The sequence below is a fragment of the Candidatus Caccoplasma merdavium genome, assembly GCA_018715595.1.
In the GTDB taxonomy this organism is placed as follows: domain Bacteria; phylum Bacteroidota; class Bacteroidia; order Bacteroidales; family UBA11471; genus Caccoplasma; species Caccoplasma merdavium.
In genome coordinates this window covers 26280-39563 of the sequence record DVLI01000019.1, presented here as the reverse complement: position 1 = coordinate 39563, position 13284 = coordinate 26280, and the positions used below count along the sequence as shown (strand labels likewise).

11 protein-coding genes and 1 riboswitch are annotated in these 13284 nt (G+C 53.9%); of the genes, 6 read left to right on the top strand and 5 right to left on the bottom strand.

All coding sequences use genetic code 11. The annotated features are described in order from the left end of the window. Nucleotides 1–30: 30 nt before the first annotated feature. From rfbC to IAD09_06160, 5 genes are all read right to left on the bottom strand, one after another. Nucleotides 31–579: a dTDP-4-dehydrorhamnose 3,5-epimerase gene (rfbC, locus tag IAD09_06180; protein HIT81809.1), complete on the bottom strand. Its 549-nt coding sequence runs from the start codon at nt 577–579 to the stop codon at nt 31–33. Nucleotides 580–603: 24 nt separating this feature from the next. After that, nucleotides 604–2001 (bottom strand): C1 family peptidase, encoded by a 1398-nt coding sequence (locus tag IAD09_06175; GenBank protein ID HIT81808.1) that lies wholly within the window; start codon nt 1999–2001, stop codon nt 604–606. 254 nt (nt 2002–2255) lie between these two features. Beyond that, on the bottom strand, nt 2256–2903 hold the full coding sequence (locus IAD09_06170; protein HIT81807.1) for a glycosyltransferase family 2 protein: 648 nt from the start codon (nt 2901–2903) through the stop codon (nt 2256–2258). Nucleotides 2904–2950: 47 nt separating this feature from the next. After that, nucleotides 2951–3181 (bottom strand): hypothetical protein, encoded by a 231-nt coding sequence (locus IAD09_06165; GenBank protein ID HIT81806.1) that lies wholly within the window; start codon nt 3179–3181, stop codon nt 2951–2953. Between the two features lie 303 nt (nt 3182–3484). Continuing rightward, nucleotides 3485–4141, bottom strand: coding sequence for an HAD family hydrolase (locus IAD09_06160; GenBank protein HIT81805.1), 657 nt, complete (start codon nt 4139–4141; stop codon nt 3485–3487). Nucleotides 4142–4620: 479 nt separating this feature from the next. Between IAD09_06160 and IAD09_06155 the strand changes: the two genes are divergently transcribed. From IAD09_06155 to IAD09_06130, 6 genes are all read left to right on the top strand, one after another. Continuing rightward, entirely contained in the window at nt 4621–5433 is an 813-nt protein-coding gene (locus IAD09_06155) for an SDR family oxidoreductase (GenBank protein ID HIT81804.1), read from the top strand. 27 nt (nt 5434–5460) lie between these two features. Further along, a complete protein-coding gene (uxuA, locus tag IAD09_06150; GenBank protein ID HIT81803.1) occupies nt 5461–6633 on the top strand; it encodes a mannonate dehydratase in 1173 nt (390 codons plus the stop codon). Between the two features lies 1 nt (nt 6634). After that, nucleotides 6635–7204 carry a sugar O-acetyltransferase gene (locus tag IAD09_06145; GenBank protein HIT81802.1) on the top strand — a complete coding sequence of 190 codons (570 nt, stop codon included), beginning with the start codon at nt 6635–6637 and terminating at the stop codon, nt 7202–7204. Nucleotides 7205–7357: 153 nt separating this feature from the next. Further along, entirely contained in the window at nt 7358–11248 is a 3891-nt protein-coding gene (gene dnaE / locus IAD09_06140; protein HIT81801.1) for a DNA polymerase III subunit alpha, read from the top strand. Nucleotides 11249–11520: 272 nt separating this feature from the next. Then, nucleotides 11521–11835, top strand: a complete 315-nt coding sequence (gene trxA / locus IAD09_06135) for a thioredoxin (GenBank protein ID HIT81800.1) — start codon at nt 11521–11523, stop codon at nt 11833–11835. Nucleotides 11836–11921: 86 nt separating this feature from the next. Further along, nucleotides 11922–12923, top strand: a complete 1002-nt coding sequence (locus tag IAD09_06130; GenBank protein HIT81799.1) for a cation transporter — start codon at nt 11922–11924, stop codon at nt 12921–12923. 63 nt (nt 12924–12986) lie between these two features. Then, nucleotides 12987–13186, top strand: a riboswitch (cobalamin riboswitch). Nucleotides 13187–13284 lie beyond the last annotated feature (98 nt).

The window sequence follows — 13284 nt, the reverse complement described above, 5'->3', positions numbered from 1 at the left end:
TTGTCCTATCTTGAAAAGAGCGATTCTCTATCAATCGAAGCAATAAACCTCGGAGAGGGGTTTGCCGGCCCGGTCCTTGGGAGAGAGCAACATCTCCTCCTCGGCGATGGGCCATTCGATTCCCACCTGGGGGTCGTTGTAGATGAGCGATGCCTCGGACTGCGGCGCATAGACATTGTCGACCTTATACACAAAGGTCGCCGTGGGACTCAACACCAGGAAACCGTGGGCAAAACCGCGGGGAATAAAGAGCTGACGGGCATTCTCGTCCGAGAGCTCCACTGCCACATATTTGCCGAAGGTGGGCGATGACTTGCGCAAATCGACGGCCACGTCGAGCACACGGCCTTCGATGACACGCACCAACTTGGCCTGCGAAAATTCCCCCTTTTGAAAATGGAGACCTCTCAACACGCCGTAGGTCGAACGCGACTCATTGTCTTGCACAAAATCGACTCTCCCGACATGCTGTTCGAAAAGATCCTGCCGGTAAGTCTCCATGAAATAGCCTCGGGCATCACCGAACTTTTTGGGCTCTATGACATACACACCGGGGATTGCTTGTTCTATAAATTCCATATTGTTTTCGATTTTTGAGATTGATTATTCGTCCTCGGCAAACATCGGGTCCCAAGCGGGAAGCAGCGTGGGTTCCTGTTTGAGAATGTCGAGGATATTTTGAGGCACATATTTTTTCTCGACGACGAGGCGGAACATGTATTCGTCGAACCACTCATCGGTCATAATCAAGAAGCCCTTATATCCGGAGGCTGCCCCCCAGCTGTTTTCGAGAAGCCAACGGTCGGGTTTACCCTCGGCATCGAGATTCACGGCCACGAGGGTCATGGCATGCGACGAACCGCTGGCAAAGGTCTGTATGCGCTGTTTCTTGTCCATGCCGAAAGTGGTTCCCATGAGCGACTCGTAGTCGTAGTTTCGCAAATCGAGAGTGCCCTTCTTGGAGTCGAGGTATTTGGCTACGTCGCACGAGAAATACATGGCGGTGCTGTCTTTGATAGAGGCAATGGCCATGGCCTTGATGTCATCGGCGGGCAGGTTGACGTATGTCCAGTTGGCACCGTCGTAGGCATGGCGGTCATAATCGATTTCATACAGCTTGTAATAGGGGCGCGACGGGTCGTTCATGAGCATGACATAACCGCCGGTGAGGTCATCGCCGATATATTCGTCATAGAACGACTTGGGAGTATAGGTCTTGGTCTCGACAGGATTGCCCTTGGCGTCTTTGCGGGTCCAGGAAAACTCGGTGGGCGGTTCGCCGAAAGCACGAGCCAGCATGCGATAAACGGTCGAGAGCATCTCGGTCTTTTTCTTGTCGATGTCGGCCTGTTTGGTCTTGGCCGGGAGCTCGCGCAACTGCAAGCCATATTCGCGCAATTTGAGTTTTATCAAGAAAGCGATGCGGGCCGTGTTGTTGGCACTGAAAGTCTCGTTCATGACTTCGCGGGGCACAAGGCCGTATTTGCCGATGATGTCGGCCACGCCGGTAAACTGGCCGCCATCGCTCAACGGGTTCTTGAAGAGCCATTCCACCATTTTGTCGTCCATGGGTAGATGGCGGGTATCGACGACCCCTTGCAAGAAGAGGTTGGCCTTTTCGAGTTGGTCATAGAAAAAGCAGTAGACTTGCGAGAACTCGCATTCGGGCAGGTCATACTCGGCCATCATTTTGGCACGCAGCACGTTCATGCCCGAGAAGAGCCAGCAACGACCCGACGACTGCTGGTCGGTAATGCCCTTGGTGGGAACCCGGTGCGAGAAATAGGCGTCGACCTCGGTCGTCACGTCGGCATTAGCCGCCAACTTCTGAATATCGGTACCGGCCAACGCGTTGCGCAGGGCTTTCTCTTCGGGGGTATGTTTATAACTGTCGCGCAACTTGCCGAGCATCTCGGCATCGATACCGCCTTTGTTCTGTGCCCAGCCGGTCGTGGTGGCAAAGGCAACAAGGGCGGCGAGCATGATTTTCGATAATCTCATGTCGTTGTGTGTTTAGGTTGGTATTTTTGTTGTTTCCGGCAAAGATAGCGAAAGGCAAGGGCAGAAACAAACGGAAAACAAAGTTTTCGAGTTTGATTTTGCCGAGCCGCCTCCTGTCTTCTGAAAAGAGAGCGAAAGAAGTCCTTCTCCCATCTCCGCCGAAGATTGCAGCAACAACCCATGCGGTTCCCCATGCAAAAAAAATCCGTCGCATGCTTGTGCGTGCGACGGGTCAAACGGGTGTCAGGCAAAAATCAGAGAAGAGGATATGCCACAACGGCACTACGGGGGGCGACCCGGGAAGAGACACCGGCAAGGCATTGCAGGGCTCCTCGCACGCGCCGATGAGCATAAAGCTCCCCGCCATGGCGTTCGTAGAGAAGGAAGTCATATTCACCGGGAGTGCCTTCGAGGCGGAAAAGCGGAGAATAATGGCGCAGCAGGTGCATAAAATCCATATCGGCCTCGTCATAACGACGGGTATCATACCAGGGAAGTGCCGCATCGCCCTCGACATTATGGAAACAGACCGCGCACGAAGGGTGCTCGCGCAAATAATCGCCTTGGCGTTGCAGTTTGCGGCTGTCGTTCCACCTCTCGTCATCACGACACACGGCCACATATCGGCCGGATATTCCGGCGCCGGGACGTCCGAAGGCGATGTAACGCTCGGGATTGCGACGATAACGGAGACGATGGGGATAAGTCGCCCCACGACGGCGGCAAAGTGCCTCTATGCCATCGTCCTGTGAACGGTCGACGACCAGCACTTCGGTATCGAACGTGGTGCTTTGTCGCCCCAGCATATCGAGACAGGCGGCACAGTCGGAGAGGGTGCGGGCGAGCAACACCACCGAAACGAGAGGTGAATGTGTGGCCGGTGTGTAACAAGATGGTTTCATATCGGAACGTTTTTTATTTGTTTCGGGCAGAAGCGGGGAAAAACGGGTTATCTCTTGGCCAAGATGCAACGGTAAAGGTCGGCCAAGGTCTCGGAATGACAGAAGTCAGCGGCATCGAGCTGCACACGGTAACGCTCATAAATGAGCGACGTGAGGGTCACGGCCAGCACGACATTCCATTCGCGCAGGTGTTTGTAATGGGTGGTTGTCGAGAGTTCCCGGGGGGAGGTACAATAAAACAACGGGGCAAGGGTATGCACAAAATCCAACTCTTCCATATCTCATTCTTTTGGGAATAGAACGAAAAAAAGAGTGATTTTGTTCGTTCGACAGGCCGACGTCATGCGCCGACAGGAAAGCCCCACGGGCAATTGGTCGGCAAAATAGGGCTATTTATCGAATTTATTAGAAGGTGGGAGATGTTTATTTTATTTTTACGTCCAGAAAAAGGTTTTGTGATTTCGGTTAAGTATAATACGCCTTTTTCATCGAACTATTCTATATATTTTGGTTATGCGGCACTCTTTTCGGGAGAAACGGGTACTGCTTTTTTATTGCAATATTGAGAAAGGGACAAAGAATCAGAGACTTTCGGCGATGGAAAGTATTTCGTGCGGAGTGTCGACCAAATGACAAGCGCCGGCCTTTTCGAGCTCTTCGCGCGAGCGGAATCCCCAGGTAACTCCCACCGAACATATTCCGGCGGCTCCGGCCGTCATCATGTCGACACCCGAATCGCCCACATACAATGTCTCATCGGCCGTGAGAGCGGCCGCCGACAAGATGTCGTACACGATGGCCGGGTCGGGCTTCACCGGTATGCCCTCGCGTTGCCCAAAGACCGCCGAGAATCGAATGTCGGGAAAAAAGTGCGCCACCAACTTCTCGGTGGCCCGCTGGTACTTGTTCGAGGCAACGGCCAACGCCACGCCGCGTTGCCGCAAGGCGATGAGAAGGTCCACAATACCGTCGTAAGGTTTCGTGCGGCAGGTGTTGTGATTGTCGTAATAAGGGACAAAAAAGGAACGCATGCGGGCAATGTTCTCTTCTGTGCGCTCGGCCTCGGGCAAGGCACGTTCAAACAGCTTGGCGATGCCATTCCCCACAAACATGTTATAATCCTCGACAGGGTGTTGCGGATAACCGCACTGCACCAAAGCGTAATTGGTAGCTTCGGCCAGGTCGCCGATGGTATTGAGCAACGTGCCGTCCAAATCAAAAATAACCAGTCGTTTCATCGTTTCTTTTTTCTTTTCGGAGGACAAAAGTAGATATAATTTTCGGAACGGCCTCACCCCACCCCCGAGAAAGAAATCCTCTTCCACCCGAAAGAGGAAGTGCAGCGTTACAAAAAATGAGGGTTCTCTCCCACTCCATGCAAACGCCGGTCATTTTTATACCTATTTCACGAATTCCTGTGTTTCAAAAGTTTTTTTCAGCAACATAAACGCCGACAGGTCCAGCCCCCGGAAGGGCAGCTTCGCACGTCAAGTCGCGACAGATACCGACAGGAAAGATTTTTCGCCCCCGGCGTCCCGAGCGCCAGCTCGATAACGCGATTAACGGTTTTTCTCATTTATTCGACATAGAGAGGCAAAAAAACATTCCGACCTCCACCCGGCGGCAAGTCGTGGGGACAAGAATCGGAGACAACGATTTCACATTTTCAACTTTTGTAATTACCTTTGTTTTCTCAACAAATTATAGAAAGACAACTATGAACCGACTTTTCGACATCACAGGCCGCACGGTCGTCATGACCGGCGCCACAGGAGTTTTGGGCAGCAGCATCTCACGTTATCTGGCTCACGAAGGCGCCATCGTCATCGCCTTGGGGCGCAACCGGGAACACGGCTCGGCGCTCGTCGATGAAATAACCGCAGCGGGCGACTCGGCTCTCTTCCTCCCTTGCGACGTGCTCGACCGTCCCTCGCTCGAAAAATGCCGCGACGAAATACTGAACCGCTACGGGCACATCGACATTCTCATCAACGCCGCCGGCGGGAACATGCCGGGAGCCACGATTCCCACGGACAAGACATTCTTCGACATGTCGACCGACGATTTCAAGCGTGTGGTCGACCTCAACCTGCACGGCACGGTGATTCCGACCCAGGTGTTTGCCGAAGACATGGCACGCCGCGGTGAAGGCGTCATCGTGAATTTCAGTTCCGAGTCGGCACTCCGCCCGCTTACCCGCGTCGTGGGATATACCTCGGCCAAAGCCGCCGTGCAACAGTTTACCAAATACATGGCGGTGGAGATGGCCACCAAATTCGGCGAAGGCATACGCGTAAACGCCATCGCACCGGGGTTCTTCCTCACCGAGCAGAACCGCACCCTGCTCACCAATCCCGACGGCAGCCTCACCGCCCGCGGAAACGCCATCGTGGCACACACGCCATTCGGCCGTTTCGGCTCGCCCGACGAATTGTGCGGCACGATACACTACCTCATCAGTGACGCGTCAAAATTCGTCACGGGCACCGTAGCGGTTGTCGATGGCGGATTCGACGTTTTCTGCCTCTAAGTCACCCCCAAGAAAAAATTTTTCATCATGATACTCTGCGAACAAACCTGGCGTTGGTACGGGCCCAACGACCCCGTCAGCCTGCAAGACATACGCCAAGCCGGCGCCACCGGCATCGTCACCGCCCTGCACCACATTCCCAACGGCGAAGTGTGGAGCATCGAAGAGATAGAGAAACGCAAACGACTCATCGAAGAGGCCGGCCTGCGATGGTCGGTCGTGGAGAGTGTCCCGGTGCATGAACACATAAAGACCCAGACGGGCAATTTTCAGACGTATGTCGAAAACTACAAAGAAAGCCTCCGCAACCTCGCCCGCTGCGGCATCTATATCGTGACCTACAACTTCATGCCCGTCCTCGACTGGACTCGCACCGACCTTGCCTACACGATGCCCGACGGCTCGAAAGCCCTGCGCTTCGAACGTGCCGCCTTCATGGCCTTCGACCTCTACATACTGAAACGCCCCGGTGCCGAGAGCGAATACAGCGACGAAGAAAAAGCCGTCGCCCTCGACCGTTACCGCAAGATGAGCGACGAAGAGAAAAACCGCCTCGTGCGCAACATGATTGCCGGACTGCCGGGCTCGGAGGAGAGTTTCACCCTGCAACAATTCCAAGAGGCGCTCGACCGCTACCGCGACATCGACGCCGAAAAACTCCGCGCACATCTCATCTACTTCCTGCGCGAAATAACTCCGGTGGCCGACGCCGCGGGCATCAAACTGGTCATTCACCCCGACGACCCGCCCTACCCCATACTGGGACTCCCGCGCATACTCAGCACCGAAGCCGACTTCGTGAAACTCGTCGAGGCGGTACCCAACCCGTCGAACGGATTGTGCCTGTGCACCGGCTCTTTCGGCGTGCGTGCCGACAACGACCTGGCAGGCATGATGCAACGACTGGGCGACCGCATCAACTTCGTGCACCTGCGCAGCACCCAACGCGACGCCGAAGGCAACTTCTTCGAAGCCAACCACCTCGAAGGCGACGTCGACATGTATAACGTCATGAAAAACTTCCTGCTGCTGCAACAACGCCGGGGCGTGTCGATACCCATGCGCCCCGACCACGGACACCAGATGATCGACGACTTGAAAAAGAAAACCAACCCGGGCTACTCCTGCCTCGGCCGCCTGCGCGGCCTGGCCGAACTGCGCGGCCTCGAAAAAGGCATCGCCTACTCGATACTCCGATAGCATGGCAACAGAAAAAGAAAAAATGCTGGCCGGAGAGTTATACGATTGCGGCGACGCCGAATTGCTCGAACGGTGGTACAAGGCCAAGGAGCTGCAAACGGAATACAACAACACCTCTCCCCGACAGAAGGAAAAACTGGCCGCCCTACTCGACCAGCTCCTCGGCCAACGGGGCGAAGACGTGTGGATTGCAGCCCCCTTTTTCGTTGATTACGGCGAAAACATTTTCCTGGGAAATCGGGTCGAAATCAACATGAACTGCACATTTCTCGATTGCAACCGCATTACCATCGGAGATTATTCGGGCATAGGCCCCGGCGTACACATCTACACCGTCTATCACCCGACAATCCCCGACGAACGACTCTCGACAGACCGTTCGTTTTGGAAATCGCAAGCCCAACCGGTCACCATCGGGAAAAATGTATGGATTGGAGGCGGAAGCATCATACTACCCGGCGTAACCATCGGCGACGGAACCACCATCGGAGCCGGGAGCGTCGTTACCCGCCCGATACCCGACCATTGCATCGCCGTAGGAAACCCCTGCCGGGTCATAAAAAGAATATGACAGTCCCCCCAAAAACGAAGTAAAAAAAACAGGACACCTTTTCTCCTATGTATCAAACCGTTTGGAGAAAAGGTGTTTTTTTATGATAATATCACACGGTATTCGTCGGCTTTTTTCTTATCTTTACCTCGCGAATCTTATCCCATAAATCTTATGCAACCCTTTGTTCATCTGCACGTTCACTCGCAGTATTCTGTTCTCGACGGGCAAGCCAGCATCGCGGCCATCGTCGACAAGGCCATCGACGACGGCATGCCGGCCATTGCCCTCACCGACCATGGGAACATGTTCGGCGTGAAAGAGTTCTACAACTACATCAAGAAGAAAAACGGAAAGCGGAAAAGCACCGCTCAGGAGCTCGAACAGAAAATCGCCGCCCTTGCAGATGACGACCCCGAACGGGAGAGCAAACTGGCCGAGTTGCAGGCACAACTCGACAAAGTGAAAAAACCGTTCAAACCCATTATCGGCTGCGAAATGTATGTGGCCCGCAAACGGCTCCAAGACAAAAACGGGAAAGAAGACCAAAGCGGATACCACCTTGTCGTGCTGGCCAAAAACGAGAAAGGGTACCATAACCTCATCAAGCTGGTATCGAAAGCCTGGACAGAAGGTTTCTACATGCGTCCCCGCACCGACCGCGTGGAGCTCGAAAAATATCACGAAGGGCTCATCATCGCATCGGCCTGCCTCGGCGGCGAAGTACCCAAGAAAATCATGAACGGCACTCCGGCCGAAGTCGAGGAGACCATCTCGTGGTATAAAAATCTCTTCGGTGACGACTACTACCTCGAATTGCAACGCCACAAGGCCACGGTACCCAATGCCAACCACGAAACCTACGAAAAGCAGCAAATCGTCAATGCCCAACTGCTCGAATATGCCAAGAAATTCGGGATAAAGCTCATCTGCACCAACGATGTGCATTTCGTCAACGAGGAACATGCCGATGCCCATGAACGGCTCATATATCTGAACACCGGGCGCACCGTGAGCCAAGGCAATCCCAACATGGGCTACTCCAAACAAGAGTGGCTCAAAACGACCGAAGAGATGAACGGCGTCTTCGCCGACCTGCCCGAGGTACTGGCCAACACGCTCGAAATTGCCGACAAGGTCGAGACTTACAGTATCGACCACGCCCCCATCATGCCCACCTTCCAAATCCCGGCCGAATTCGGCACCGAAGAGGAATACCGCCGGAAATACACCGAGAAAGACCTCTTCGACGAATTTACGCAAGACGAGAACGGAAACGTCGTGATGAGCCAAGAGGCGGCCGAAAAGAAAATAAACGTCCTCGGCGGATATGACAAACTCTACCGCATCAAACTCGAAGCCGACTACCTGAAAAAACTGGCTTACGACGGAGCTTACAAACGTTACGGAAACCCGCTCGACAAGGACATAGAAGAACGCATCATCTTCGAACTGCACATCATGAAGACGATGGGTTTCCCCGGCTACTTCCTCATCGTGCAGGACTTCATCGCCGCCGCCCGGCGAATGGGCGTATCGGTAGGCCCGGGTCGTGGCTCGGCTGCCGGCTCGGCCGTCGCCTACTGCCTGGGCATCACGCAAATCGACCCCATCAAGTATGACCTGCTGTTCGAGCGGTTCCTGAATCCCGACCGCATCTCCCTCCCCGATATCGACATCGACTTCGACGACGACGGTCGCGGAGAAGTACTGCGCTGGGTGACCGAAAAATACGGGCACGAAAAGGTGGCGCACATCATCACCTACGGCACGATGGCCACCAAAATGGTACTCAAAGACGTCGCCCGCGTCGAGGAATTGCCCTTGGCCGAATCGAACCAACTGGCCAAACTCATTCCCGACCGGTTGCCCGAAGTGAACGGCAAAGCCCCTAAAATCAATCTGAAAAACTGCATCGCCGCCGTGCCTGAACTTCGTGCCGCCTGCGAAAACGAACGCACCCGCAACATCATGAAATATGCCCAGATGCTCGAAGGCAACGTGCGGGGTACCGGCGTACACGCCTGCGGCACCATCATCTGCCGCGACGACATCACCGACTGGGTACCCGTGAGCACGGCCGACGACAAGGAAACGGGCGAGAAACTGCTGGTGACCCAATACGAAGGCTCGGTCATCGAAGACACCGGCCTCATCAAGATGGACTTCCTGGGGCTGAAAACCCTCTCCATCATCAAAGAGGCCCTCAGCAACATCAAGCTCTCCCGCGGCATCGACGTCGACATCGACAACATCGACATCAACGACCCGGCCACCTACAAGCTCTACGGCGAGGGACGCACGATAGGTACGTTCCAGTTTGAGTCGCCCGGTATGCAGAAATACCTGCGCGAGCTGCAACCTTCGACCTTCGAAGACCTCATCGCCATGAACGCCCTCTACCGTCCGGGACCCATGAAATACATACCCTCTTTCATCGCCCGCAAACACGGCAAAGAGCAAATCACCTACGACATTCCCATCATGGAGAAATACCTCAAAGATACCTACGGCATTACCGTGTATCAAGAGCAGGTGATGCTCCTCTCGCGCATGTTGGCCAACTTCACCCGCGGCCAGTCTGACGGGCTGCGAAAAGCCATGGGTAAGAAAATCAAGGAAAAACTCGACGAGTTGAAGCCCCTCTTCATCAGCGGCGGCGAGAAAAACGGCCACGACCGAAAAATCCTCGAAAAGATTTGGGCCGACTGGGAAGATTTTGCCTCCTATGCCTTCAACAAGTCGCACGCCACCTGCTACTCCTGGGTCGCCTACCAGACGGCTTACCTCAAAGCCAACTACCCGTCGGAATACATGGCCGCCGTGCTGAGCCGCAACATCTCCGACATCGGAGAGATTACCAAGTTCATGGACGAGTGCAAAAACATGGGAATCAAGGTACTAAGCCCCGATGTAAACGAGAGTTACCTGAAATTCACGGTAAACAAGGAGGGAAACATTCGCTTCGGTCTCGGTGCGGTAAAAGGCGTGGGCGAGAATGCCGTGAAGTGCATCATCGAAGAGCGGGAAAAGAACGGCCCGTTCAGCGACATCTACGACTTCGTGCAACGGGTCAACCTCTCGGCCTGCAACCGCAAAAACATCGAGTGCATCGCCATGTCGGGCGGATTCGACTGCTTCGGGCTGAAACGCGAATGTTTTATGGCCGTCAACAGCAAAGGAGAAAGTTTCTCGGAGATTCTCGTGCGATATGGCAACAAATATCAAATCGACCAAACCATGCAGAGCAACTCCCTCTTCGGCAGCACGAACGCCGTGGAAGTAGCCCACCCGGCCGTACCCGAGGCCGACTCTTGGTCTGACCTCGAAAAGCTGAGCCGGGAAAAGGAGTTGATAGGCATCTACCTCTCGGCACACCCGCTCGACAAATACCGCATCGCATTGCAATATGGCTGCAACACCCGCATGAAAGAACTCGACAACCTCGAATCGCTCAACGGTCGCGAACTCTCCATGGGAGGCATCGTGGTGGGCTATCGCGAAGGTATCACCAAAACCAACAAGTCTTACGGCGTCATCAAAGTCGAGGACTATTCGGGTGTGGGCGAATTTTTCTTGATTGGCAACGATTATGTGAACTTCCATAAATTCGGCGTTCCCAACCTTTACGTCTTCATACGCGGCCACATCGAACCCCGTTTCCGCAACAGCGAAGAACTCGCAGTGAGAATCAACACCATAGAACTACTGCCCGACATCAACGACCGCATCATCGAAAGCCTCACCGTCGTTCTGCCCAGCGAAACCATAGACCAGGCCATGGTCGATATTCTGCAAGAAAAACTCATCACAGACAATACGTCCGGTACCGGACAGACCAAACTCTTTTTTGAAGTCATCGACGAGAAAGACCCGCGCAATCCCATCAAGTTGTTTGCCCGCCCGGTCAAACTCCACGACGTCGACGGTATCACCCGTTTCCTCATCAACAGCGAGATTCCTTTCAAGATAAACAACATTCCCTACAAAGACGAAAACGAAAAAGAATCTGATGAGAGCGAAGAAAAAGAAGTCGTCGCCGAACCCGAAATGGATTTATTCTGAGAAAGAGATCAGATTTTTATAAACCTATTTCGAGGATATGTTGTTTTTTCACTATCTTTGTAGAAGATAGGAGGCGGCTCGGCTCTGCCACGTTGAAAACTTCCGTTTTCACTTGTCACAGCCCTCGCCTTTCGCTATCTTTGTAGAAGACAGGAGGCGGCTCGGCTCTGCCACGTTGAAAACTTCCGTTTTCACTTGTCACAGCCCTCGCCTTTCGCTATCTTTGAACCGAATGAAAGAACAAATTCAACAACATAAAATTTTAAACTACTATGGCACAGAAAATTACTGACGCTAATTACAAAGAGCTTCTGGCTCAGGACAAACTCGTGGTTGTGGACTTTTGGGCCGAATGGTGCGGACCGTGCCGCAGCATCGCTCCCTACGTCGACGAACTCGCCACCGAATATGAAGGAAAAGCCATCATCGGCAAATACAACGTCGACGATGACAATGCGCTGAGCAGCGAAATGGGAATCCGCAATATCCCCACGATTCTCTTCTTCAAAGGCGGCAAATTGGTCGACAAGCAAGTAGGGGCATCATCGAAGGCCGACCTCAAAGCCAAAATCGAAGCCAACCTGTAATCGTCACCCCCGCTTCTGCAAAGAATACTTCCTATCGGTCGGACATCGGCCGATAGGTTTTTTATACCATAATACCAGGAACCATGATGACCGAATCCAAGGCCAAACAAAAAATACAGAGTTTCATTTGGGCCTGCTCCATCATACTGTTGGTAGGAAAATTCATCGCCTACTACCTCACCGGCTCGGCTGCCATCTTCACAGATGCCATGGAGAGCATCGTAAATGTCGCCGCCGGAGGATTAAGTCTCTATTGCATCAAGTTGGCCGCCCGTCCGCGCGACGACAGCCACCCCTTCGGGCACGGGAAAATCGAAATGATTTCGGCCTCGACCGAGGGCATTCTCATCATCATGGCAGGCGGCATCATCATCTATGAAGGGATAGACCGGCTCTTCTTCCCGAGCGAACTCAGCCGTCTCGACATCGGTATCTACATCACCGCGGCCGCCGGCTTGGCCAATTATCTGCTGGGAGCACTCAGCATCAGAGCCGGTCGCAAACACCGCTCCGAAGCCCTCATCGCCGGCGGCAAGCACCTGCAATCGGACACCTACTCGACCATCGGTCTCGTGGCCGGCCTCATACTCGTCAAGGTCACCGGCATCGTGCTCATCGACAGCCTCATGGCCCTCCTCTTCGGCGGGGTCATCATCTACACGGGCATCACCATTCTGCGCAAGACCATCGCCACGCTCACCGACAAGGCCGACATCGAAAAACTCTCCCGCACGGCCGACATTCTCAACACCCACCGGCAAGACGACTGGATCGACATTCACAACCTGAAAATTCTCGAATACGGCTCTTACTCCTACATCGAGTGCGACCTTACCCTACCGTGGTACTACACCGTGGCGCAAGGGCACCGTTCCTGCGAATCGCTCGCCGAAATCATACAACGCGAATCGGGCGAGAAAATCACCTTCTCGGTACACGCCGACTCTTGCAACGAACGCCACTGCCACCACTGCCTCATGAGCGACTGCCCTTATCGCAAAAACGCATTTGTCGCCGAGGAACCACTCGACTTGCGTCAAATCGTCGAGAGCGACGAAGAACACTCGGCCGAAACGGAACCGGCCTGAAAGCGAGAAAGAGAATATCGATAAATTCGACACAATACCTTTTATTACTTTCCAAAATATTATTACCTTTGCGGCCGTATTGGTTCGAAATGCCCCGCCGGGGCATGGAGATTAAAAGGGAATCGGGTGAAAATCCCGGACAGTCCCGCTGCTGTGAGTTCCATCACCATGCACAAGCCATCACACAAGCCACTGGCACCGACCGGGAAGGCTGCTTGATGCAGGAACAAGTCAGAAGACCTGCCATACCCACCGCATTCAACAGCTTTCGAGGAAAGAGCCTGATTGAGCCACAACGCCTGAAATCTTGCGACTTTTAGCAGAGGCAATCTTCTTTACGGACTCCTGTTTTTCGAGCCGG

Excerpts from the sequence above, each read along its gene's own strand:
- rfbC (HIT81809.1), bottom strand. The coding sequence starts at position 579 with ATGGAATTTATAGAACAAGCAATCCCCGGTGTGTATGTCATAGAGCCC.
- IAD09_06155 (HIT81804.1), top strand. The coding sequence starts at position 4,621 with ATGAACCGACTTTTCGACATCACAGGCCGCACGGTCGTCATGACCGGC.
- trxA (HIT81800.1), top strand. The coding sequence starts at position 11,521 with ATGGCACAGAAAATTACTGACGCTAATTACAAAGAGCTTCTGGCTCAG.
- IAD09_06160 (HIT81805.1), bottom strand. The coding sequence starts at position 4,141 with ATGAAACGACTGGTTATTTTTGATTTGGACGGCACGTTGCTCAATACC.
- IAD09_06130 (HIT81799.1), top strand. The coding sequence starts at position 11,922 with ATGACCGAATCCAAGGCCAAACAAAAAATACAGAGTTTCATTTGGGCC.
- uxuA (HIT81803.1), top strand. The coding sequence starts at position 5,461 with ATGATACTCTGCGAACAAACCTGGCGTTGGTACGGGCCCAACGACCCC.
- dnaE (HIT81801.1), top strand. The coding sequence starts at position 7,358 with ATGCAACCCTTTGTTCATCTGCACGTTCACTCGCAGTATTCTGTTCTC.
- IAD09_06170 (HIT81807.1), bottom strand. The coding sequence starts at position 2,903 with ATGAAACCATCTTGTTACACACCGGCCACACATTCACCTCTCGTTTCG.
- IAD09_06175 (HIT81808.1), bottom strand. The coding sequence starts at position 2,001 with ATGAGATTATCGAAAATCATGCTCGCCGCCCTTGTTGCCTTTGCCACC.
- IAD09_06165 (HIT81806.1), bottom strand. The coding sequence starts at position 3,181 with ATGGAAGAGTTGGATTTTGTGCATACCCTTGCCCCGTTGTTTTATTGT.
- IAD09_06145 (HIT81802.1), top strand. The coding sequence starts at position 6,635 with ATGGCAACAGAAAAAGAAAAAATGCTGGCCGGAGAGTTATACGATTGC.